Origin of the sequence: Armatimonas sp. (assembly GCF_043757465.1) — a bacterium.
Classification (GTDB): domain Bacteria; phylum Armatimonadota; class Armatimonadia; order Armatimonadales; family Armatimonadaceae; genus Armatimonas.
Genome location: NZ_JAYVPL010000066.1, coordinates 19,325 through 42,582, shown reverse-complemented (window position 1 = coordinate 42,582; position 23,258 = coordinate 19,325). Strand labels below are relative to the sequence as shown.

Below are 23,258 nucleotides of genomic sequence, written 5' to 3'. Positions count from 1 at the left end.
TACCTATCAGTCTATGAACAGGAACGCATTCGCGTTCAAGATAACGCGGCAAGCCGCCTCAAGCCCATGGGCGCTTGCCAGGGTCTGTAGCACCTTCCGCTCTTGGTCGGTGATGGTTCGGCCCCACGCGAGAACCGCCGCCCGCTCGATCTGCCGTGGGGCTGTGCCGCCCTCGGCCACCACGCGCTTTGCCAGAGACTGGGCGCACGAGAGCACGAAGTTGTTGTTGTAGAGCGTGAGGGCCTGCAGGGCCGACACGCTCGTGCCCCGGGTGGGGGAGAGCAATGTCAGGTCGGGGAAGTCCAGGGAGTCCATGAACGGGTCCGGAATGGAGCGCCAGACCGTGCGGTAGACCGAGCGCCGGTTGGCCGCGGGGCTTTCCCAGTCGAACGCCGCGTAGTCTAGGGCGGGCGTCATCTGCGGTCCCGGGCCCTGCTTGAAGTGGTTGACGCCCGGCCCGCCCATGGTGAAGTTTATCCGCCCGGCAGTCTGGAGCGCGGCGTCGCGGTACTGGTCGGCATCCACGCGGAGGCGATTGGCCCGCCACAGCAGCCGGTTGTCCCGATCGAGCTTGTCCGCTTCCGGGCGGTTGGCTGAGCTCTGCCGGTAGGCGCGGCTCGTCACCAGCAGCCGGTGCAGTTTTTTGAACGACCCTTGCGCGTCGTCCCGGAACCAAGCCGCGAGATAGTCGAGTAGCTCCGGATGGCTCGGCGCACCGCCCATGCGGCCGAAGTCGCTGGGCGTGTCGACAATGCCTTTGCCAAAGTGGTAGTGCCAGACACGATTGACGATGCTGCGCCAAGTGAGGGGGTTGCGACGGTCCACGAACCACTCCGCGAGCGCGGCGCGGCGCTGGCTCTCTTGGGTCATGTCACGGCGCTTGAAGTAGATCCCAAGCTCCGAGAGCACCGATAGGGCACCCGGCTCGACCACCTGCTTGGGCCGACTCATCTCGCCACGCTCCAGCACGTGGATCTCCCGAGGCTTGTCGATGTTGACGAAACCCACGTTGGCCACATCGGCGGCTTTCGCGGCCACGTAGACACGCTGCAGGGGGGGCAGGGACGCGATGCCGTCGTCGGCCGTTTCCCGTAGCGCGAACGTGGCGATCTCCACACGGGCAGCCTGGTCTTGTGTGGGCGCCCTCAGCAGATCGGCCACCTTCGGGGGCACGGCGCAGAGGGCCACTCGGGGGGCATCGGCGACGCTCAAGCGGAAGCGTCCCAGCACGTGGGTAGCGCCGTCGTTTTGCTCGAGAACCACCTCAAGCGCGTCGTCGTCGGCGATTTCGAGGGGTTCGGCGAAGGCCAGCACGAGGTGGTGATCCTTGCCAAACTCAGGTCCGATACCCCACGCGGAGCCGGAGTTGCCGTCGGCGGCGTGCGCGGCGTCCCTGTTCGGCTGGGCATAATCGGCGCTGGCCCGGACTATCTTTGCCTTCTCGCGCTTGCCGCTCGCGCGGACAATGTCTACGATGACTTCGTGGAGCAGGTAGCCACCGTCGTCGGCGCGTCCGGGGCCGCCTTTGGGGAGGTCAGGCGATGCCAGCGCATCTACTCGGAGGGCACCGATGCGCCCGGCGCCGGGGCGGGCGAGGAGTGTGTAGGTGTCCTTGGCGGGGCGAGGCCCGCCCACTGCGACCCGGCCGTCGTCGGCGAGAGCGAACGTCGCGCCACCAGCGCTGGTGGCCTTGGTCACGCGCAGCGGCTTCCAGCCGCCGAAACCAGAGATTGCCGAAACGAAGGCATCCACCACCGGTTGGTGCTCGGCGGCGAGGATTCGTGTGGCACTCTTGCTGTCAGCGACTTCCTTCAGCTTGTTCCACTTCGCGCGTTGCTCCGCGATGCTGGGCGTCTCGTCATAGGTGACATCGCCCTTGATGACTCCCGCGAACACGGCCTGGAGCGACCAGTAGTCGGTGGTGGGAATGGGGTCGAACTTGTGGTTGTGGCACCGCGCACAGTTGGCGGTGGTGCTGACGAAAGTAGACATGGCCTGGTTGACCATGTCGTCGCGGTCGAGGATTTGGAACGGGACGGGGGCGCTGTAGTAGGCGCTGAGGTCGAAGTTACCAGCGCTCAGGTAGCCGAGGGCGGGGGTGAGGGCGGGGCGATTCGGGTAGAGCGCATCGGCGGCGAGCTGCTCGCGGACGAAGCGGGCGTAGGGGACATCGTTGTTGAACGTTTGGATGACATAGTCGCGGAACGGCCAGGCGTTCTTGCGGCCCATGTCGTGCTCGGAGCCGTGGGAGTCGGCGTAGTGGATGGTGTCGAGCCAGTGGCGAGCCCAGCGCTCGCCGTAGCGCGGCGACGCCAGTAGCCGATCCACGACACGTTCATACGCACCCGGCGCCTTATCATTAACAAAAGCAGCGAGCTCCGCTTCGGTGGGCGGGAGGCCGATGAGATCGAACGTGACGCGGCGTATCAGGGTGGGGCGATCGGCGGCGGGACTCATGGCAAGGCCCTTGGCAGCGAGGCGCACCTCCAGAAAACGATCCACGGGGTGCGTCGCCTTGCCCGAAGGGAGCGCGGGTTTCTTGATCCGTTGGAGCGACCAGTGCGTGTCCCCGACGGGCGCAGCGGCACCCGCCTCGGGCCAAGGCGCACCAGACTGGACCCAGCTACGCAGAGTTGCCACCTCGGTGGGTGTCAGCGGGGTCTTGCCGCTGGTCTTGGGCGGCATGATCAGATCGGTGTCGGTAGTGGAGATGCGCTGAATGACGGCGCTGGCATCGGGGTCGTGCGGCACCAAGCCCCGCGCCCCACTGCCTCCCCCGGTCAGGGCGCTCTTGAGGCGGGTCAGCTTCAGCCCACCGGCAGCTTGGATATCGCCATGACACGGCATGCACTTGGCATTGAGAAGTGGCTGAACCTCTTTGGCGAAGTCAGGGGCTTGGGCGGTGGGTGCCTTGATCTGACCGGACGACCGCGCGGGCAGCAGGCTTGCACTGGCAAGCGCGAGGGATGTCAGCGCAAGGAGAGCGCCACGGAGCGGACGTGTTTCAGTCATGACTGTTTGATTATGGCAGAAGCATGCCATTTCCTGCCACAAACCCTAAGTTACAGACGGATTCGTTAGGCGGCCATTTCAGGTTTTGAAATAAACGAGGCTTGACTAAACCGCCTACGGTTGAGCCGCACACAGACGTAGTGTGTGGGAAGCAGTAAGAGCGCGTACCAGAGGAAGACGAACTCGGCGGGGGGCGAGGCGACCGAGAGCGCGGCGTAGGGCAGGGCGGCGAAGCCGAGCGCAAGGGTTTTGAGAAGCGCGAGGCTGAGGCCGATAAGCCACCAGAGCGGGGTGAGAAAGGGGAGCGCGACGGCGGCGAGGCCGAGCAAGAGAAGCACTTCGGCGAGGGCGGCAATCGGCAGGTTGGCGATAGGCGAGACCCACGAGAAAAGATTGTAGTGGTAGGCCACGAGCGGCGCGGAGCCGACCTGCGCCAGAACTCCAATCAGTAGGCCGAGGATGCAGATGCGGGCAAAACGAGCCAGGACGCTCTGCTCGGGCTCCCAGGGCCAGATAAGGTTTTCCAGGGGACGTGCCCAGGCGACGAGTGTTGCCATCGTCGCAAACGAGAGCTGGGTTCCCGGATCATAGAGCGCCAAGGGTTCGGGGAGCAAGATCAAAATGGCGGCGAAGGCGAGGGTGTGGAGCGGCTCCGCCTCGCGCCTCAGCAGAGGAGCGAGAAGAAGCGTTGTCGTCATGACCGCGGAGCGCATCACGGCGCCGCCCGTGCCTGCCGCGAGTGCGTAGGTCCAGAGTAGGGCCAGCGCGAGGAGTGTGGGGAGCGGCTTTCCTCGGCCAAAGAGTAGTACCAGAACTCCGGCAAAGACACTCAGATGCAGGCCCGAGGTCGAGAGAATGTGGATCGTGCCCGTGCGCACGAACGCCTCCTGTAGATTTGCTGGGAGCTGGCTCCGGTCCGAGACGAGCAGGCTCGCCAGAAGTCCGGCGTCTTCGGGCGGCAGGTGGGCGTGGCAGGTGGTGCGAATGGTCTCGCGGAGCCGCTCGGCGGGGGTCGCGCGGCGCAGGAGTAGGTGAGTCTCCACGCGATTGGCCCACAAGACCGTGTGGATACCATGCCGCAGGAGCGAGGCACGGTAGTCGAACTCGCCGGGGTTGGTAGCGCGTGAGGGAAGCTCCAGGCGGCCATGCACCCTGACAGAATCACCTCGGTGAAGCACTTGGTTCGTGGGTGTTGTTACTTGTGTTCTGCCCTCTGCGCTTGCCAACACGAACCGCAAGCCTCCCGAGCGAGTGGGTTCTGGGGCACTCTGCACAGTCCCGCTCAGAATCTGGTAGCGCCCGGAGGCTTGCACCAGCGCATCGGGCAGGAGCGTGCGCTGGGTTTGGGCGAGGGAGAAGAGCAAGAAGGGAAGAAGTAAGAAGAGTGTCGCAACGGTAGGGTGGCGCAGAAACGCGACGCCAACGACTGTGAATGCGAGCGCGAGGGCATCGAAAATCAGCGGCTGGTGGGGAAGGAATGGTGCCACAAGAATGCCGAGCACGACGAGCGCGAGGGCGCAAAAGAGGGGACGAAGGCGCACAAGCTAGCCTCTGTCTCCCAGGATGCGGCAGCGGGGACAGCTCATGCCCGTGCCGCCCAGAAAAGGTGCGACCAGCTCGCCGCAACCGGAACAGGGGACCCAGCCGTTGTCGAGCCGCCAGTTGCGCAGCCGTAGCTCGGTGAAGCGCGTGCGGCGGAGGCGCTCGCGTAGCTCCGGGTCCTTGATGGCGTAGATGCTCTCCTCGATCTGCTGGCGCTCCCGCACGGAGAGCGCGATGGAGTCTATCTCCACCTCGGGCTCTCGTTGGGGAGCATCGGGCAAGGGCTTGATGCCACGGCTCTGGAAGTGAATGTCGGTGATGACGGGCACGCGGGGAGTGCCTAGCTTGATATTGAGGCGCTTGAGAATATCGGTCTTGTAAAATGTCAGCTCATTGGCCCACACCGACGACTTAGCCGAGACGCGCAGCACGCCGCCGCTGACGCCCAGCACCTCGGTCGCCGCCGCCACTTGCTCCCCGACCACCTCGGCCCAGACAATCGGCGCGGTGTGCTCCTTGAGCTTGCGCAGCATCTCGCGCCCGCCCAGAACCCGCTCCATATCAATGCCCAGCCGGTTCATCTTCCCACCGCGCCGCATCAGCTTGCCGCCTGATCGAGAAGCACGGTGCAGGTGCCGTTGGTGGGCGCGACCCCCCGCACGGGCAGCGTGCTCACGCTTCCCTCGCCCGCTCGCCACTGCGCCACTTTCTCTTTTTTACCAGCTCCCGTCACCAGAAAGAGTACATTGCGGGCGGCATTGATCAGCGCAAACGTAAACGTCACACGGTCCACGGGTGGCGGCAACACTCCCGGTGTTGAGTGTGTCACCCCACTTGTCGCTGTGAGCGCTGCTTTCCCGGGAAAAAGCGATGCCGTGTGGCCGTCGTCGCCCAGGCCCAGCAGCACCAAGTCAAAGCGCGGCTCGCCGCCTAGCGCTGCAATCAGCTCGTTCTCGTACTGTGCGGCGCACTCGGCAGCATCCAGTGTTGTCTCGGCAGGAATAGGAAATGTCGTCCTCGGGCAGAGCGGGAGTAGGCGTAACGCTAGCCCGGCGTTACTGAAGCGATTGTTCACCGAGACAAAACGATCATCGGAGAAGAACACCATGATCTGTGTCCAGTCCAGCGTCTGTGTCGCCAAAATTTTGTAGAGTCGCTCCGGCGTGGAGCCGCCCGCCAGCGCCACCACAAACCGCCCCCGTTCGGCAATTGCCCCTTCCGCGAGGGCAATAAAACGAGCCGCCGCGTCGCTCGCAACGGCATCAGGATCAGGAAAGGTGAGAAACGTCGGCTGCATGGCTTCTATTGTATCGCTCTAGCAGCGCACTCTTTGTATGTGAAGACTATACCGAAATATCTAAAATCCCCGTCCCCTGCGCAACCGTTACGGGTTAGCTCCCGCCGCCGCAGGAACTTCCCCCGCCGCAGGAGCTTGCCGAGGAGCAAGAGCTCGCACTAGAGCAAGAACTAGCGCTTGTGTCGCTGCTCGAGTTGCTAGAACTACTAGAGTCGGAGGAAACGCCTGCACCGTGCCCGTGGCTATGGCTCTGCCCACTATCGGAGTGGGAGTGTGTGTGGTTGGCGTTTCCGTCGCCGCTTTCTGTGCTCGTCGAATTTGTGTCTGTCGTGGTGCTTGTGTCTGTCGTGGTGCTTGTGTCTGTCGTGGTGTTTGTGTCCATAGTCGTGGTGTTTGTGGCAAAGAAACCGCCGCAGGAGCTGGGAGATTTCCTGCCCGGGTTGTAGCGATCGAGTGCGGCAAATGCCCACGCCACGAGCCCGAAGCAGCCCATCGCAATCAGAATATCCCCACCACTCGCTCCACTAAGCGCTGCACTTCCGATACCCGTTGCGAGCCAGCCCAACGCACGCCTTCGGGGCATAGACGCGACGGTTTGTTGCTGCGGCTTGGGGGTCTGCGCGCCCCAGGCAGGAATCGGGGGGGCTTCGCCAAATATTTGCTGGTAGCTCTCTCGCGTCTTCTGGTACTGAATCGCAAAGTGCGCCGTGTCGCCGGGCTTGCCCGTACCGGGCTCATGGTGCAGCGGCTTACTGAGAATCTCGCCACAGAGTCCTTCCCAGTAGGAGCGTGTGTAGAGTAGGTGCAGGTGCCAAACTTCATCTATCGCCTTTGACGGTGTCACGGGATGTCCAGCCACTTGTGTGAGATACAGAAACCTCCGGTACTCCGTAATCACTTGCTCCGCAAATAAAATGCCCCACTCGTTTTCACGAGCGAGGCGTTGCACAAAACCCTCTTCCAGCGGAAATGCCGCCAGCCGCTGCCAGAGCGTATCATCCAGAGAGTGGGTTACTTGAGTGTTGTTTCGCATATTTTCATTCCTTTTCGTCGCTTGTTTATTTTTCACTTTCACTGGATATGACCCGTTGCGGCTGATGTCAGCTATTAAGGATTTATTAAATAATTTCCCCCTGTCGCGGAGCGACTTTGTGGCGGGACGCCAGCCGCGAAGCGGTGCCGCCCTTGTTCATGAGGGCTGGTTACTGCCGCTCGCCGTACCATTTTTTGGTGAAGTTCTGGTAGTCGTCGCTGGACTTTATCTTGCGCCACCAGGGTTCATTGTCCACGTACCACTTGACGGTTTGCTCCAGCAGCACCTCAAAATCGCGGCGGGGGGCGAAGCCGAGCGCCTGCATCTTGTCGGTGTTGAGACTGTAGCGCCGGTCGTGGCCGGGGCGGTCCGTGACATAGCGGATCAGGCTCTCGGGCTTGCCGAGCGCGGCGAGGATGCCTTTGACCACATCAATATTGTGCCGCTCGGAGCCCCCCCCGACATTGTAGATCTCGCCGGGGACTCCCTGGTGCAGGGCAATATCTACGCCGATGCAGTGATCCAGAACCCACATCCAGTCGCGCTCCTGTTTGCCGTCGCCGTAGACAGGCAGGGGAATGTCCTGCATGGCGTTGGTGATCATCAGCGGGATGAGTTTTTCCGGATAGTGGTACGGTCCGAAGGTGTTCGAGCCGCGCGTCACGATGGTGTTCAGGCCAAATGTGACATTGTAGGCGCGCACGAGCAGCTCGCCCCCCGCCTTGGCTGCCGAGTACGGCTGGTTGGGCTCCAACGGATCGCCCTCTTTAAACTCGCCATCTGTGCTACCATAAACTTCATCTGTATTACCAGAAATAACAAAAATGCCGTTGCGCTCAACAATGAAGTTGCCATTGTCCTGTACTTTTAGGCACCAGATTTTACCACTGTACTCTACTGTCTTGGCACAGCGCTTTTCCGTAGCGACATTTTCCTGACGAAAAAAAACCATATAGGCCGGAAGCCGAGGATGAATCACACGGCTCTCAATAGAACCTTGTGCCTCCATGCTACGTAGAGAAAATCGAGGAAGATAACCTAGCTTAAAACCAAGTTCAACCATACCTTCCATCAGATGTTGCGAAGACGTCGAAAAACTTGGAAGATTTTTTCCAGATCTGTAGTGACCGTCACTGTCAATGAGTCCATCAAAGAGGGCTTTCAGATAGGGAGTGTCGTACTCTAGCATCCAAGCTGGTATTTGTTTGTTCGCTGCTCCCTGACCGAACTGTAAAAAGAATTTTGCCCAGACTTCTGAAGAGAAGTACAGATGTTCCCCCGCTTTGCCTTTATGCGCTTTCCAGGGAATGGAAAGCCGGTCGAGAGTCTCCTCAAGACGTTTCCTGCCTTTGTCTTTCTCAGGAATGTCAAAGAAAATACGGTGGCAGGTTACCGTTGTCAGCTCTTGACTGCCCCTCTCTGTAGGAGTGTAGAATCTCCCATTGGCGTCTCGGCAGACTTTGAGAAACTCTGATCGCCCGTGGCCTGTTTTATTGGGGTGTTGCTGTGTTTGTATTGAGACAAAGCCATCGCCAAGGAAGATACCCGCAAGATAAAATAGCTCCTGAGTAGGAACCGAGCCTACTTCTTCGATAAAGATCGTTTCCTCATCACATCCCTGCCAGCGAGCCTTAACAATATTGGTAGCCGTACGTTGGCTAAGCTCCTCTGCAGTGGCAACTTGAATCGTAGCGGGGTGACTGGGAGTGGTGAAGAACATCCTGTGATTGGGAGTCACCAAAAGATCTACTCGATTACTTTTGAACTGGATCATCGGCCCAGCATAGTCTTGGATAATGACTTTTTCGACTGCTTTTTCTTCAAGTAGTCCCGTTTCAGGATTGACCGAGAGAACTCTGTCTCCTATTTCAATCTCATCAAAGCGCTTGAGGCCAGTTGTGGTTAGGGCACGCGAATCCGTATCGTAGCAAGACACTTGATGGAATCTAATGTGCTTATGCTTCCGTGCGGCTTCTAAAAGCACACCGACGCCATTAAAGTTCGTGCGCTGCGCGGTTTCCGGGTCTAAGATCGCCCGGTCGTTGTGGCTCTCGGCGGCGAAGTTGATGATGCAGTCCACGTTGCGCGCCAGATTCTCGACGAGCGCGGCATCCTCGATCCGTCCGTGGAAAAACGCGAAGCGCGGGTTGGCGACAATATCTTGAAAATTATCGGTGTTCCCGGCGTAGGTGAGGGCATCGAGTACCCAGACCGTGTAGTCGGGGTACTTGCCCAGAAAGTAGCGTACAAAGTTAGAGCCAATAAACCCAGCCCCACCGGTGACAAGAAAGCGTTTCATCGTTAGAAGGATTATCGGCCTCCTGGAAGGAAATTGCAAGTCATGACACTGACGACTGGCCAGATGCGCTTCTTTCACCTCAATGGCTTTCTCTCCATCGCTGAGCCGATCACCGACGGCACCGAGCTTGCCTGGATGCGCGAGGTCTATGACCGGATTTTTGCCGAGAAGGCTGGGCGCGAATCGGGTGACCAGTTTGACTTGGGCGGCACCGATGAAGACGGCAAGACCGAGGCGCTCCCGCAGATTCTGAATCCCGCCAAGTACGCTCCTGAGCTCAAAGAGGGTAAGTATTTAGCTGTGGCGACAGAAATTGTGCGGCAGCTTCTTGGCCCGGAAGTCTCGGCGGGAGTGGCCCACGCCATCTTCAAACCGGCGGGGCACGGCGCTCCGACCCCGTGGCACCAGGACGAAGCCTACTGGGACCCACAGTGGCAGTATAAAAATGTCTCGATCTGGATGCCGCTGCAAGAAGCGACTCTCGAGAACGGCTGTCTCTGGTTTATGCCGGGGAGCCACGAGTGGGATGTTCAGCCCCACCAGAGTATCAACGGCGACGCACGCATTCATGGCCTCGAAATGCTCGACACCGCGTTCGCCAAAGATGCCATTGCGTGCCCGCTCCCACCGGGTGGCATCACGATTCATAGAAACCGAACGGCGCACTACGCGGGGCCAAACACTTCCACGATTCCGCGCCGCGCTTTGATTTTAGGAGCCGGGCTTTCCAACAAACCCCGCCCTGGCGCACCGCGCCGGTTTCCGTGGAACGAGATCAAGCAAACCCCACGCGATGCGCGTGCAGAGGCAGCGACAAAGTCCGGGTAGCGGCACTGCGGGCTTCGGTTTCTTCCTCTTCATCCGGGACTTCTCGCTCTTGCTCCTCCCAGGTGCGCCGTGCTTCCCACCAACCGGTGGTGCCGTACTTGCTGTGGGCAATGGCCCACTTGCCGCGCAGGAGCTTGCCTTCGTTGAGCAGCTTGCCCTCGTAGCGCACGGGCACAAGCGAGCGTTTCTTGAGGCGGTAGACCTTGGTAAAGATCACTTCGTCGCCGACCTGCCGGGCGTGGTGGATTACCGCCTCACCCAGCGGGCCATCGTCGAGGATCGTGCCGTGGAACATGCCGTCTGAGCCGACAGCGGAGAATGTCGCCTCAAAGCCACAGGGCTCTCCGAAGTCATGATCGAAGTGGTACTCACCCAGCCAGCCTCCAGCGACGGTTGCCATGAAACGCTAGCCTTCGACCAAGCTCACAAACTGGTCAATCTCAGCACGGACAACATCTAGCGACGCGGTCCAGAACGCGTCGCTCTCGATATCTAGCCCGAAGCGCCGTGCTAGCTCCGTGGCATCGGCCATCCCGGTCTGCGAAAGAAGCTCGTCGTAGGCGGCGTGGAAGCTCTCGGGGTTTGCTTCGTACTGTGCGTAGAGCCCCAGGCCAAAAAGAAAGCCAAACATGTAGGGGAAGTTGTAGAACGCCGAGCCGTAGTAGTGGCCCTTGACCGCCCACATGTACGGATGGAGCGCACTAGCATCTAAACCGTCGCCGTAGGTCTCTTTTTGCGCTTGCAGCATCAGCTCGCAGAGCTCCGCCTCGGAGAGATCGCGCTCGCGGCGCTTCTCAATCACGGCTTTCTCAAACCGAAACCGGCTATCAATATCTACCACCACTTGGCAGGAGTTCTGAAGTGATGCCTCCAGAATCGCAAGACGCTCCTGCGGCTCCGCGCTTTTCAGGGCAGCGTGTTTCACAATGGTCTCGCAGAAGATACTAGCCGTCTCTGCGAGCGTCATGGGCGTGCTGGACTGGAGAATCGTGCGGTCTTTCAAACACAGATTGTGGTAGGCATGGCCTAATTCATGGGCGAGTGTGCTGATACCATCGAAGCTCGGGCGAAAGTTTTGTAGGATCCGCGACTCGCCCGGCCCAATTCCCATACAGAACGCCCCATCACGCTTGCCTGGGCGTGGCTCCGCATCTATCCAGCGCTCCGCAAAAGTCTTCCGGGCAAAGTCACCCATTTTCTCCGAGTAGGCATCAAAGTGTGTGCCTATAAAGCGCTCGGCCTCGCTCCAGCTCCAGCTGCGGCCCTCCGCACCTTCCACCGTTAGTGGCGCAAAGAGATCCCACCACGGCAGACTCTCGGCTCCACTGACTTTTTTTGCCTTGGCCTTCAGGTAGCGGCGAAAGTCCGGGAAAGATCTCTCGGCGGCGGTGCGCATAGCATCGAGTGTGGCGCGGCTGATGCTGTTATCCCGGCAACAACGCTCTAAAACATCGCTCCAGCCCCGGCGCTCGGTGAGCAGGCGGGTCTCGTGCTTGATGCCATTCATCGCGAACGAGAGGGGGAGCGCCACTGCCTTCCAGGCCTCCAGCTCGGCTTCGTAGGCGCTCTTACGGATCGCGGCGCTCGCATCGGTGGCGAGGGTGCGGATCACGCTCATGGGGATGCGCTCTGCGTTAAGCTCCACCGTGAGCTGGCTTGTTAAGTCGTTGTGAAGCCGTGCCCACGCACTGCTTCCCGAGAGCGATAGATTGGCAACAAGGTCTTCCTGCTCCAGGGGAAGCTGGTGCTGTGCTTGAATCCGCGCCTCCCGAACCCCGTAGTCGTGGGTCGCAGCCACGGTGGAGCGGGCGATAAGCGCTTCGCTATCGAGGGACCCCACAAAGGCGGTGTAGCGGGTGCTCAGGTTGGCAAGAGGAATCAGTGCCCCACGGAGCTCGCTCAGCTTCGCCTGCGCGGCGGCATCGCGGGAGTCGGTTGCCACCCGAAGCCCCAGATAGGCTCGTACCCGACGCAAACCGGCGTAGAGTGTGTTGAAAGCATTGGTCGCCGCCTCGTAGGCTGCCACATCGTCATCAGTGAGGGTACTTATGGAGCGTAGCCCGATCTTGAAATCATCAAAGAGGGTGTTAAGCGCCTGGGTTTGCTGGAGAATTCCCTCAAAAGCGGCGATAAACTCTGGGGTGTCCAGCTCTGTAAAAAGCGGAGACAGATCCCAGTGCGGCAAAAATGTATCGTATTTAGACATAATTGACTGGCATTATACGTCTTTCCGAGGACGTTAATCTACACGATGCCGCAGGTCAGTATTTGCCCCTTGACCTCGGAGCGCGAATACTGCTGCTGCCCGGTCACGCCACCTACGCCCCCGGCGAAGTCCGCTCGCTTGGGGTGATCCAGGTCAAGCTGACACCCGCGCACACAACACTTGCTCCCGTACAAACTCAGCGGCTCCGGCGGTGTCAGTCGAGCAGGTGATCCTGATCCCAGAAGCGGGGAGATTGAGTTCAAGGTCATCGGCGACGAGCCACGAAACGCGGAGGGGCTCCAGCTCAGCCTGCGCTTGCCCAAAGCCATGACGACGTTCTCTAATCTTAGCCAAGCACGCTTCGAGGTGCTCCTGCGAAACACTTCCGACAAGCCCCTAAGCGCCTCGTGGATCACCCCCGTACGATTCGAGTTCTACGGCCCGGATATTTTCACCAAAGACGGCGAGCCAATTGCCTATGTGCATACCGTTGCGGGGCCGTACATGAGCACAGGCCGAAAGCTTGCCTCAGGAGAAACCGTGGTGCTGGGGACGATTGCGATTCCCAAAGAAGCGCAAGAGCGGTGGGACTCGCTGCCACAAGGGCCGTATCTCTCTAGCGGCTCGCCGCCGCCCAGCCCGTACGAGGCCCGCTTCTCACTCACCGTCACCGTCCCTGGCAATGGCGAGCAAACCCTCACCAGCCACCTGCCCTTCACCGTCACGCGCCGCTAACCTGTCCCCCCGCCCGGCGGGGGTTAGGGGGCAGGCCGGGTACACTACCGGCGTGATTACCTTTGACTACCACAGCCACAACGACCGCTGTGGCCACGCAGTCGGGAAGCTGGAGGACTATGTCCAGCAAGCCATTTCCCTCGGCCTGACCCACTTCGGGATGTCCGACCACGGCCCCGCCTACTGGCTTGAGGGCGACCATGCCCAGCCCTGGGTGCAGATGGCCGTCTCCGAGCTGCCTAACTATGTCGGGGAGGCCGTGGCTCTCAAAGAGCGCTTCGCCGATGAAATTGTGCTATCCGTTGGGATCGAGGCCGATTTTATCGAGGGCGCGGAAGAGAAACTCAGTGCTTGGCTGGCGGCGCATCCCTTTGACTACGTTCTGGGCTCGGTGCACTACTGCCTCGGCCATAGTGTCTTTGACCGACGGCGTTGGAAGACGCAGCGGCCTGAGGCGATCTTTCGAGACTACTACCGGCAGGTGATTCTGGCCGCACGCTCCGGGCTCTTTGATATTCTCTCGCACCTCACCGTGATAGATACCTACTCACCCGGAATGCCGGACGCGCTTGCCGCCGAGCTCTACCCGGAAGTGGCAGCGGCGATTGCGGAGTCTGGCTGCATCGTGGAGATCAATACGTCGTGCTACCGTAAACAGCCTGCCTGGGACGAGCCGTATCCGAATCGGAAGATGCTGACGGCGCTGATCGCGCGCGGGGTTCCCCTGACGTTTGGCTCGGACTGTCACGCACCCGAGGAAGTCCACTTTGTCCGCGAGAAAGTGGAGACACTACTGACGGAACGTGGTGTTTCTCCTAAAGCGCAACAAAATCGGGTAAAACGAGGTCAAATCATGACATTTTTGGTTCCTCCGCAGGGTGGGGGCCAGGGGGCAAGCTAGTTTGGAGAATCTTCTTAATTTTAACTGGGTGAGTATGCCCAGTGCCTGGATTGGTCTACTGACCCTGATTGCGCTGGAGATCGTGCTGGGGATAGATAATATCGTCTTTATCTCGATTCTCGCCGGCAAGCTCGCACCCGAGAGGCAAGCTGAGGGGCGCCGGAAGGGAATGGTGCTGGCGGTGATTCCGCGCATCCTCCTGCTCCTGTTTATTCCTATCGTCCTTCGGATGAAAGACCCTCTGTTTAGTCTGCCGTTTAAAGATCCACACACACACGGCACGACGATTGGAATCTCTTTGCAAGACTTGGTGCTGATCATCGGCGGGATTTTCTTGCTCGCCAAGGCTTCTCACGAGCTGCATCACAAGCTAGAGGGTGACGATCATATTGAGCAGAACCCGGACGAGCGCAAGAGCGGCAGCGGTCAGTTTGGGGCCGTGATGGTGCAGATCATGCTACTCAATATTGTTTTTTCGCTCGACTCCATTGTGACGGCCATTGGCATGATCCCGCCCAGCCAGGTGACCGTGATGGTTCTTGCGGTACTTGTCTCCACAGGAATCATGGCGCTGACAGTGAATCCTGTGAGCCGGTTTGTAGAGAAGCATCCGGGAGTGAAAATTCTGGCGCTCTCCTTCTTGTTGCTAATCGGATTCAATCTGGTGATCGAGGGCTTTCACTTCGAGATTCCCCAGGGCTATGTCTATTTCTCCATGGGGTTCTCGGTATTTGTGCAAGTGCTCAATATCCGGGCAACCTCCGATAAGAAGAATAAGTCTGTGGAGCTTATCGAGCCTCGGCTATAATGTAGTGTATGGACAGTCTGACACCCGCTCACTTTATCCTGCCACTGACGGTGGTCGTGCTCGTCTGTTGGTCATTGCGCGGGTTTTTCCAGCTTAAAGAAGCGCAGGAGAAGCCTGGGCTGACACAGGAGCCGATGGAGCGACTGGACTACTTGCTCGCGGCAACCCTGGCCATGAGCTTCTTCTGCGTGATACTCGTTCGGCTGGACTTCCCTGCTAAAGCCGTCTTCGATGAGTGCTACCACTCCCGCACCGGGATGCAGTATCTCCTTGGGCAGAACCCGATGGAGTGGACGCATCCGCCGCTGGCCAAGCTGGTGATCGCCGGGGGGCTGAAGCTCTTCGGAGGGAACTTCAATCCTGTTGAAGGCATCTACAAACCCGACATGGGGTTTTCGCATGCCGCAGCGTTTGGCTGGCGTTTTGGGAGCGCGGTCTTTGGAGCACTCTCGGTACTGCTGATGTTCTTTCTCGCACGGACACTCACCGGCAACCGGCTGGCGGCACTATTGGCGACGGGAATGCTGGCGCTCGATGGGGTGTTCTTTGTCCAGAGCCGCATGGCCATGACCAATATCTACACGGTCTGCTTTATTCTCCTGTCGGCCCTGCTGGCCTGGACCTACAAGACCAAGCGAAACCCTCTGTTGCTGCCCGTTCTCGGAGTGGCGCTGGGGCTGGCGATTGCGACGCGCTGGACGACACTCTATGCGTTTGGGCTGATCGCGCTCTGGCTGCTCGCCCACGACCTGCCCCGTGTCGTGAACCACCCGAAGGTGCTGGCGCTGGCCGGGCTTGGTGTGGCGGTGTTGGGGGCGCTCTTCTTGCAACTGCGTCGCTTCTACACCGCCGATACTGCCTACCCTGAGCAGCAGCGAGTGATTCTATCGGGACTTCTGTGGTGGCTGATTGGTGGAGTGGGGCTCTATCTGCTGGCCTATATCGCGGCCCGGTGGAGCGAGCGGCACTCGGCTTGGGTGGCGCAGCTTGCGCTGCCAGGCTGGTACCTGCTCGCGTTTATCGGCATTCCCGTGGCCCTCTACCTGCTCTCCTACATTCCCTACATGCGCCAGAACCATGATCTATTCAAGGTCTTCACCGAGCAGAAAGTGATGTGGGACTACCATGCGGGGATGAAAGAGACGCATCCGTACAGCTCGCCCTGGTGGTCCTGGCCGCTGGTGCTGCGCCCTACCTGGTACGAGTACAGCAAAGTGGGGCCGGGCGACAATCGTATTGTCGGGATTTTATGTGTGGGCAATGTCTTTGTCTGGTGGGCGAGCATTCCCGCGCTTGCCTTCGCCACTTGGCGGGCGTGGAAAGACAAGCACTCCGGCCTAGGCCTAGCCGCACTGCTCGGGCTGGGGCTCTGGCTGGCGTGGGCGATTCAGCCGCGCTCGCTGATCTTTCTGCACTATTTCTTCGAGGCACTGCCGTTTGCGTGTATCGCGCTAGGGCACTTTGGCGCGCGGCTCTGGACCAGTCGCGACGAAGACTCGCGCTACATCGCGGCGGGCTACGGTGTCCTGATCCTCTTCTGGTTCGGCTTCTTCTACCCCTTGCTCTCTGGTCTGCCCATCCCCGATCCGTACGTTCAGATGCACATCTGGCTCGGAAAGCTCTGGCGCTAGGGAATGCTCCTTCTTTTTCTCCTGGCGACACTCGGGGCGCTGGCGTTGGTGGGAGTTTTTGCACGGCGCTGGACACTGGGAGAGCGGCTGGCGGCGGCGGTTCCGCTGGGAAACTTACTGCTGGGATTGCTCGGCCTGGCGCTGGCATCGGGTTTTGGAATGACTCCCGTGGCGCTGGGACTCGCGACAGTGCTGAGTTTTTCGCCCGCGCTGGTCTGGCTGCGGCTGGGGCCACGGCGGCGGCTCCTGCGGGTGGCAAGCGTGAGCCTGAGCCGGATGGTGCATCAGCTACGGAAGCCGGGCAAGAGCGGTGTGGTTTTGACGCTCTGGTACACCGTGCTCTTTGCTTTTTTGCTGCGCTTCTTCTGGGGCGCGTGCTACGCCGACGCCGACGGGGCGATCTGGACACTCAATGTCGCGAATTTAGGCGACCTGCCGCTGCATATCGGGATTGTGAAGGGCTTCGTCGTGGGGGGGAACTTCCCGCCGGAGCACCCCGCGCTAGAGGGCGCGAAGCTCACGTATCCCTTTATTGTTGACTTTACGGCGGCACTCTTTGTGAAAGCGGGTGCGAGTGTTCCCGATGCCTTTTTCTTTCAGAACGCCACGCTGATCGCCTGCACGCTCTACTGGCTGTGGCGGCTCACACGGCTCTTCACTCAGGATGCTCTGGCGGCGCATCTTGCCCTGCCCGTGGCGCTTTTTTGTGGCGGCTGGGGCTTTCTCTACTTTGGCGGGGACTGGCAAGCGGCCTCGGGCAAGGGACTGGGGGAGTTTCTCCTCAACCTGCCCAAGAGCTATACCAACGATGCGGAGCGGAGCCTGCGCTGGGGCAATATGCTCTGTGTTCTGCTCGGGACACAGCGTAGTATTGTTCTAGGAATGCCCCTCGCGCTGACGGTGGCTCGGCTCTGGTGGGACGGGAAGCGTCGGGGGATGTGGCTGGCGGGGCTGCTGGTCGGGCTGCTGCCACTGGGGCATATTCATACTTTTGCGTCGCTGGTGGGAGTCGCAGTGTTGCAAGCGCTGGGGGCCGTGCGGCATTCGGGATTGAGAGTCGCTCTTAGCCGCTGGTTACCGTTTTTCGCACTTCTGGTTCTGCTGGCTCTCCCGTCGCTGGCGTACATGCTCCTGGGTAGCCAGACGGACACGTCGAAGTTTCGCCGCTTCGCGCTGGGCTGGGATGGCAACGCGACCGATGTGCTGGGCTGGGCGCGGTTCTGGCTGTTCAACACCGGGCCGTTTATCCCGCTACTAGTCCTGGCCGCGAGCCGTGTCCCGCGCCGCTTGCTCGGGTTCTACCTGCCGTTTCTGGTCTGCTTCTTTGGCCCCAATATGGTGCAGATGGCACCGTGGATCTGGGACAACTTAAAAGTGCTGATCTACTGGTACCTGCTGAGTGTCCCGCTGGTCGCCGGGCTTCTCGCAAGCTGGCTAAAAACGCCCGGGCTGCGTGTCTGGACACCGTTTGTTCTGCTCTGCTGCGTCACGGCAGGGGCAATTGACGCATGGCACGTGGCGACGGGCAGTGGCAAGCAAGAGATCTTCTCACCGCAGGAGCAACGCTTTGGGGATGCGATCCTAGCGACCACCCCACCGCACGCCCGCATCCTGACCGCACCGGCGTATATCCACCCGGTCTACTGGGCAGGACGACGGATGTGGCTGGGCTATCCCGGCTGGCTTGGCTCACACGGCTTGGTCTACAAGTACCGGGAAGATGCGATGCTGGCGATCTACACAGCCGCCTCGCCGCCCGAAGCTGAGGCACTTCTCAAAAAATACGAGATTGACTATGTGGCAGTCACCCCCCGCGAGCGCGGCGACATTCCCAGCCATAGTGATAACAGCAAACGCCTCCCGCTCAATGAAAACTTCTTCCGCCAGCGCTACCCTGTTGCTGCCCAACAAGGCGAGTATATTCTCTATAAAATTCGGTGATAAATCTGTTAAACTGTCATCAAATCTCAGCTAATTTCTCTAGGAGCAATTATCATGTCTGCACCGCCGCGTGATCTGAATACCCATCATTTGTTTTCTGCCCCCGCCACTCGTGCGGCATGGGAGGCCCGCGCTAAAGAAATCCGGGAGCGGATTTTGTTTTCGTGTGGGCTCTGGCCACTGCCGGAAAAGACGCCATTGAAGCCTAAGGTGACGAGCACCGTGGAGCTGGCGGATATTACGATTGAGAACGTGGCGCTGGAGACTTTCCCAGGGTTCTGGCTCTGCGGGAGCTTGTACAGGCCAAAGGGGGCGGGGCCGTTTCCGGCGATTGCCAACATGCATGGGCACTGGGATCAGGGGCGATTGCAGCGCGAGGCGGATGTGCCAAAAGCGCCACCTGTGCCAGGGCCGCGTGGGGCGGGGAAGGCAGATCTGGTGAATCTGGCGGCCAGTTTAGCGCGGCAGGGTTTTGTGGTCTTTGCCTACGACATGCTCGGCTATAACGACACCGATCAGTTCGTGCACCGAAAGCTCGGCGCGAGCTTGGACCAGTGGCTCTGGGGGGTGAGCGAGCTGGGCGTGCAGACCTGGAATAGCATTCGTGTTTTAGATTATTTGCAGTCATTGCCATTTGTAGATAAGAAAAAACTCGGAGCGACGGGGGCATCGGGCGGCGGCTCACAGACGTTTTTACTGGCCGCCATAGACGACCGGGTGCAAGTCAGTGTGCCAGTGAACATGGTCTCAGCCTATATGCAGGGCGGCTGCAACTGCGAGAATGCGCCGGGGCTGCGGGTCGGGACGGACAATGTGGAAGTGGCGTCGGTGTTTGCGCCCAAGCCGCAGCTCTTTGTTGCCTGCACGGGCGACTGGACCAGTAAAGTGCCGCTGGAGGAAGGCCCGGCGGTTAAGAAAGTCTACGAGCTGTACGGGAAGCCAGAGAACTTGCAGTGGGTGCAGTTCAACTACGGTCACAACTACAATGTCGAGAGCCGCGAGGCCATGTACGCGTTCTTCAAGAAGCACCTACGCGGTGAGGCGGCGGAAAAAGAAAGGCCCGTGGAGCTCGATCCCAAGCAGCTCCGTGTCAAGCGCCCCGCCGGTAAGAGTGACTCAGAGCTGCTGAGTGAGCTCAAGCGCGAGCGTGCCGAGACGATTCTTGCCCTGCGCCAGAAGAACGACAAAAAATCCCGGGAGCTCTTGCGTAAGGGCTTGGCAATTGCGCTGGCGGTGGAGGTGCCAAAGGGAAAGGGCACGAACGGACGCGCAGACTGGCTCAAGGTTGTGGCATCACCGCTGGATAACGATCCCAATACACTCTGGAAGGACTATTTCTCGTGCTACAACCGAACCCCACTGGGGAATCAGGTGCAGACAGTCCTGAAAAATATGGTGGAGGCGAGCCAAGCGGGTGTCGGGAGCATCACGCTGATCGGGGGGATTGAGGTACTGTTGGCGCGTGCGGTCGCACCTGAGCTCTGCCCGGGGCCGACGGTTGTGGATATGCAAGGCTTCGCTGCCGACGACGATGCGGCGTATCTGGAGCGGGCCTACGCGCCGGGCTTGCGTGGGATTGGCGGACTGCACACGGCGGCGTTTCTAGCCAATACTAAACCACTGCTTCTGCACAACACGCAGCGCAAGTTCCGAGCAGAGAATATTACCTGCCGATTAGAACCCGAAAAACTTAGCGAGGATGAAATCCGCGCATGGCTCAAAAGCGTCGGGTAAACTGGGCTTGATCACTTGACCAATGGGCTAAATCGTGGTAATTTGTCTACGAAGTTCTTTGTAAGGCAAAGTGAACCGCTATGACCACCCTGGCTACTCGACCAATAACTATGTCCTCTGCGCCCGCTCAACCGCTCCCCTACGACCCTGACCCGGAGCGTCTGCCCCGGCATGTCGCGATAATCTGCGATGGCAACGGGCGCTGGGCCAAAGACCGGGGACTGCCGCGTCTTTCCGGGCACTGGCAGGGCTACCAGAGTGTCCGTGAAGTCGTGCGGGCTGCGTCGGACATGAGGCTTGAAGCGCTGACACTCTATGCTTTCTCTACCGAGAACTGGCGTCGCCCACAGGCCGAGACCGATGGCCTCATGCGGCTCTTTGTGGAGGGGGCACGTCGCGAGCTCAAGGAACTCCACGAGAACAATGTCCAGATGCGCTTCTCCGGGCGGCTTGAGGCACTCCCGGCGGACCTGAGAAAAGAGCTGGATCGGCACTGTGAGGTCACACGCGCCAACACCGGCCTTGTGCTCAATATCTGCCTGAACTACGGCGGACGGGCGGAGATCGTGAACGCGGCGCGGCGTTTGGCGGAGAAAGTCGCGGCTGGGGAAATCACGCCCGACGAGATCACGGACACGCTTTTTGAGCAAGAGCTCTACACCGCTGGAATGCCCGACCCGGATTTACTCATCCGCCCCGCTGGGGATCTGCGCATCTCTAACTACTTGCTCTGGCAGATCGCCTACGCCGAGATCTACTTCACTCCTGTGCGCTGGCCGGACTTTCGCAAGCCGCATCTCGAAGAAGCCATCGCCGAGTTCCAGCGCCGCGAGCGCCGCTTCGGCGGGCTCAAGTAGCGGTAAAATAGCGGTATGAGCAGTTTTGAGCAGGCAATCCGGCTGGGCGAGGCGAGCGGGGTTCGGCTGGAAGTGGCGGGAGGCATCACGACCTGGGAAGCATTTCCCTCCGTGCGCCACCAGCGGGCCGTGGATCGGATTCGCGCCTCGATCAAGCCTGCGACAACCCCTATCACCGACTGCGGCTGCGTCCACTATGCCGATATCTATGTCCAGTTCCCCGACGGCTCGCTCAAGCGCCCCGATATCGCGATCTTCTGCGGCGAACCCGAGGAGCAGACCACGGCGGTCACCATGCTCCCCGAGGCCGTGATTGAGATCGTCAGCCCGGACTACGAAGGCAAGGACCTCAGTGTGGGAGTGCCGTTTTTCCTGCGCCAAGGCATCAAGGACGTGATTGTCTTCGATCCCGCCACAGCCGAAGTCCGCCACTTCCGCCCCGGCCACTCCGAGCAGCGCCACCCGTCGCCACAGAACATCGCACTCACCTGCGGTTGCACCGTCATTATCTGATAGGGATGGTGTGGCATGGAAGGGGACCGTTAAGTATCCCCTCACAGCATCTCTACCGAATCATACGAACATCGAAGCGCTCCAGTGTTCCAGAGCACCAAGCATTTCCGCCCGCTCCCACTAACCCCCCCCCTCCGGCCCAAGCCTCAGCGGTGAGTAGTGACAAGAAGGGAGATCGATAGAGGTGGCCTATGCTCCTGTGAGGCTACTGCCTGTCTCCATCGCATGCGAGGCGTAGAGAGGCAACAATTTCAACTTTTTTCTAATATCCCTCAAAATTTACGATAAATTTACGCATGAATCAATGTAGAGGATGTTAGACTAAGCCTAAGCATAAATGCATATTTGAGGCAACGTTTTGCTCGGACCCACTCGGTATTGGAGTGGGCTAAAAACGTTGCTACATTTTTTCAATCCTGCTTAGTAGTAGATGGGGGAATAGAAGTAGCCGAAATTAACGACTATGTTTGTTCGGGGCCTGCCTAGAAAAACTACTGGCACGACGTTGTGTAATAACGCCGTGGAAAGGAAAAATGTAATGGCGGTTAATTCGGAAATTCAAGATCTCGAATCTAAGTATTTGCAGATGGAGAGGCAGTTAGCCTCTATGGATTTTCAGATGGGAAGTCAGTTAGCCACGATGCGCTTGCGTTATCGGGTTCAAAGTGGAGTAGCACTGGGCATATTAACGATTGCCCTACTGCTCTCTCCACTGGGCCGTCAAGCTATTGCTCAACAGTCGGGGGGCTTGCCTGCCCTTGAAAAGCGTGTTGCAGCACTGGAAGTACGTTTAGCAAATCTTGTTCTTCAACCTGGTCCCGCTGGCCCCGCCGGTCCTGCTGGAGCCAAGGGCGATACCGGCTTAACTGGTCCCCAGAGTCCTGCTGGTACCCCTGCGGACATGACACGGGTGGCGGCACTGGAGAACAAGACGCAGTTCATGAGCGTGTCTGGTAGCGTAACTCGATTCAGCGGAACCAACCTCCAGATCGTCTCGGGTAGTGGAGCAACCGATGGTGCGATCAACGGGTTGGGCAACCTCATCATCGGCTACAACGCCCTGCGAGGAGTCACCTCTAGTCTGCCTAGTAATGATCGCACGGGGAGCCACAACCTGGTTATGGGCGACCTGAACAACTATTCCTCCTATGGTGGAATTGTCTCAGGGTACGCCAACTCTATTACGAATTTCTACGCCTCGGTGATAGGGGGGTATTTTAACACCGCCAGCGGCGACAGCTCCACTGTGACCGGGGGGTTTGAGAACACCGCCTCCGGGATCGCCTCCTCAGTGAGTGGGGGGGGTATTAACATCGCCTCGGGGCCTGGCGCCTCGGTGAGTGGGGGGATTAAGAACATCTCCGCCCATTACTACACCTCGGTGAGTGGGGGACGGAGCGTTCTGATGTCTAGCTTTAGCGGTTGGGCGGCGGGCGGCGACTATTACCCCGGAACCGGTCCGGGCACTTACCACTCGCCGTAGTCACCGAACATACTCACCCGTTAAGGGGCCAAAAAATGAAGGAATCGCTGGTGAATTCACCAGCGATTCCTTCATTTTCAGGCTACGACTCTTCCTCGTGTACGGGCGTGCGGTGAGTTACTACAAACAACAAAGCCCCTCGGGAGAACCTATCCCGAGGGGCTTCTGCCTGTGCACCGTGTGTTAGATGCGCGTCATCTCCGCCTTCTCCAGCACGGCGCAGAGGGGGCAGAGTCCAAATTGCTCCATAGAGGATTTTGTGCTCTTCGAAAACTTCTGCGTCAATGTTTGTCTGGACAAGCTTTGTGAGAGTAGCCACACATGACAGTCCAAAGCGGATACCTGCTAAGATGGAGCTCAAAATCACCGGTCAGGGTGTCTAGTACGACGAATTTCCCTCGGTTTGCTTCCGTCTCGACATGTATACGGATTTTGGTT

19 protein-coding genes are annotated in these 23,258 nt (G+C 59.5%); 10 read left to right on the top strand and 9 right to left on the bottom strand.

Features of this window, described 5'->3' with window-relative positions:
- Nucleotides 1-6 precede the first annotated feature (6 nt).
- The 6 genes from ACH2ED_RS08460 to ACH2ED_RS08435 all read right to left on the bottom strand — a co-directional run bounded on the left by ACH2ED_RS08460 (nucleotide 7) and on the right by ACH2ED_RS08435 (nucleotide 9,183).
- The gene (locus ACH2ED_RS08460) at nucleotides 7-3,012 is read right to left on the bottom strand and encodes a PSD1 and planctomycete cytochrome C domain-containing protein (RefSeq protein ID WP_395090161.1); all 3,006 of its coding nucleotides are present in this window, start codon (nucleotides 3,010-3,012) and stop codon (nucleotides 7-9) included.
- A 65-nt stretch (nucleotides 3,013-3,077) separates the two neighbouring features.
- A complete protein-coding gene (locus tag ACH2ED_RS08455) occupies nucleotides 3,078-4,553 on the bottom strand; it encodes a ComEC/Rec2 family competence protein (protein ID WP_395090159.1) in 1,476 nt (491 codons plus the stop codon).
- 3 nt (nucleotides 4,554-4,556) lie between these two features.
- Entirely contained in the window at nucleotides 4,557-5,135 is a 579-nt protein-coding gene (locus ACH2ED_RS08450; protein ID WP_395090157.1) for a DciA family protein, read from the bottom strand.
- Nucleotides 5,136-5,152: 17 nt separating this feature from the next.
- Nucleotides 5,153-5,851: a 6-phosphogluconolactonase gene (pgl, locus tag ACH2ED_RS08445; RefSeq protein WP_395090155.1), complete on the bottom strand. Its 699-nt coding sequence runs from the start codon at nucleotides 5,849-5,851 to the stop codon at nucleotides 5,153-5,155.
- A gap of 94 nt (nucleotides 5,852-5,945) precedes the next feature.
- Entirely contained in the window at nucleotides 5,946-6,884 is a 939-nt protein-coding gene (locus ACH2ED_RS08440) for a glycine-rich domain-containing protein (RefSeq protein WP_395090153.1), read from the bottom strand.
- 169 nt (nucleotides 6,885-7,053) lie between these two features.
- Nucleotides 7,054-9,183 (bottom strand): GDP-mannose 4,6-dehydratase, encoded by a 2,130-nt coding sequence (locus tag ACH2ED_RS08435; protein WP_395090151.1) that lies wholly within the window; start codon nucleotides 9,181-9,183, stop codon nucleotides 7,054-7,056.
- 42 nt (nucleotides 9,184-9,225) lie between these two features.
- On the opposite strand from ACH2ED_RS08435, the gene ACH2ED_RS08430 reads away from it, so the two are divergent.
- Complete coding sequence (locus tag ACH2ED_RS08430) at nucleotides 9,226-10,011, top strand: phytanoyl-CoA dioxygenase family protein (RefSeq protein WP_395090150.1); 786 nt, start codon at nucleotides 9,226-9,228, stop codon at nucleotides 10,009-10,011.
- Here the strand turns inward: ACH2ED_RS08430 and ACH2ED_RS08425 are convergent.
- From ACH2ED_RS08425 to ACH2ED_RS08415, 3 genes are read right to left on the bottom strand one after another with little or no spacing between them, the layout of a single operon-like run.
- Nucleotides 9,959-10,411 carry a hypothetical protein gene (locus tag ACH2ED_RS08425; protein ID WP_395090148.1) on the bottom strand — a complete coding sequence of 151 codons (453 nt, stop codon included), beginning with the start codon at nucleotides 10,409-10,411 and terminating at the stop codon, nucleotides 9,959-9,961. The two genes, ACH2ED_RS08430 and ACH2ED_RS08425, sit on opposite strands and share 53 nt — an antisense overlap.
- 6 nt (nucleotides 10,412-10,417) lie before the next feature.
- Nucleotides 10,418-12,217, bottom strand: a complete 1,800-nt coding sequence (locus ACH2ED_RS08420) for a M3 family oligoendopeptidase (RefSeq protein ID WP_395090146.1) — start codon at nucleotides 12,215-12,217, stop codon at nucleotides 10,418-10,420.
- Between the two features lie 38 nt (nucleotides 12,218-12,255).
- Nucleotides 12,256-12,390, bottom strand: coding sequence for a hypothetical protein (locus tag ACH2ED_RS08415; RefSeq protein WP_395090144.1), 135 nt, complete (start codon nucleotides 12,388-12,390; stop codon nucleotides 12,256-12,258).
- Nucleotides 12,391-12,397: 7 nt separating this feature from the next.
- Here ACH2ED_RS08415 and ACH2ED_RS08410 point away from each other — a divergent pair, with 7 nt between their 5' ends.
- The 9 genes from ACH2ED_RS08410 to ACH2ED_RS08370 all read left to right on the top strand — a co-directional run bounded on the left by ACH2ED_RS08410 (nucleotide 12,398) and on the right by ACH2ED_RS08370 (nucleotide 22,820).
- Nucleotides 12,398-12,952, top strand: a complete 555-nt coding sequence (locus ACH2ED_RS08410; RefSeq protein ID WP_395090142.1) for a hypothetical protein — start codon at nucleotides 12,398-12,400, stop codon at nucleotides 12,950-12,952.
- 52 nt (nucleotides 12,953-13,004) lie between these two features.
- Nucleotides 13,005-13,853, top strand: coding sequence for a histidinol-phosphatase (locus ACH2ED_RS08405; RefSeq protein ID WP_395090140.1), 849 nt, complete (start codon nucleotides 13,005-13,007; stop codon nucleotides 13,851-13,853).
- 1 nt (nucleotide 13,854) lies between these two features.
- Nucleotides 13,855-14,661 carry a TerC family protein gene (locus tag ACH2ED_RS08400; protein ID WP_395090138.1) on the top strand — a complete coding sequence of 269 codons (807 nt, stop codon included), beginning with the start codon at nucleotides 13,855-13,857 and terminating at the stop codon, nucleotides 14,659-14,661.
- Between the two features lie 8 nt (nucleotides 14,662-14,669).
- Entirely contained in the window at nucleotides 14,670-16,292 is a 1,623-nt protein-coding gene (locus tag ACH2ED_RS08395) for a phospholipid carrier-dependent glycosyltransferase (RefSeq protein WP_395090136.1), read from the top strand.
- Nucleotides 16,293-16,295: 3 nt separating this feature from the next.
- On the top strand, nucleotides 16,296-18,233 hold the full coding sequence (locus tag ACH2ED_RS08390; RefSeq protein WP_395090134.1) for a hypothetical protein: 1,938 nt from the start codon (nucleotides 16,296-16,298) through the stop codon (nucleotides 18,231-18,233).
- Between the two features lie 54 nt (nucleotides 18,234-18,287).
- The gene (locus ACH2ED_RS08385; protein ID WP_395090132.1) at nucleotides 18,288-19,967 is read left to right on the top strand and encodes an alpha/beta hydrolase family protein; all 1,680 of its coding nucleotides are present in this window, start codon (nucleotides 18,288-18,290) and stop codon (nucleotides 19,965-19,967) included.
- Nucleotides 19,968-20,077: 110 nt separating this feature from the next.
- The gene (locus tag ACH2ED_RS08380; protein ID WP_395090130.1) at nucleotides 20,078-20,824 is read left to right on the top strand and encodes an isoprenyl transferase; all 747 of its coding nucleotides are present in this window, start codon (nucleotides 20,078-20,080) and stop codon (nucleotides 20,822-20,824) included.
- Nucleotides 20,825-20,839: 15 nt separating this feature from the next.
- Complete coding sequence (locus ACH2ED_RS08375; protein ID WP_395090128.1) at nucleotides 20,840-21,337, top strand: Uma2 family endonuclease; 498 nt, start codon at nucleotides 20,840-20,842, stop codon at nucleotides 21,335-21,337.
- 607 nt (nucleotides 21,338-21,944) lie between these two features.
- Complete coding sequence (locus ACH2ED_RS08370) at nucleotides 21,945-22,820, top strand: hypothetical protein (protein ID WP_395090126.1); 876 nt, start codon at nucleotides 21,945-21,947, stop codon at nucleotides 22,818-22,820.
- Nucleotides 22,821-23,258: the final 438 nt, after the last annotated feature.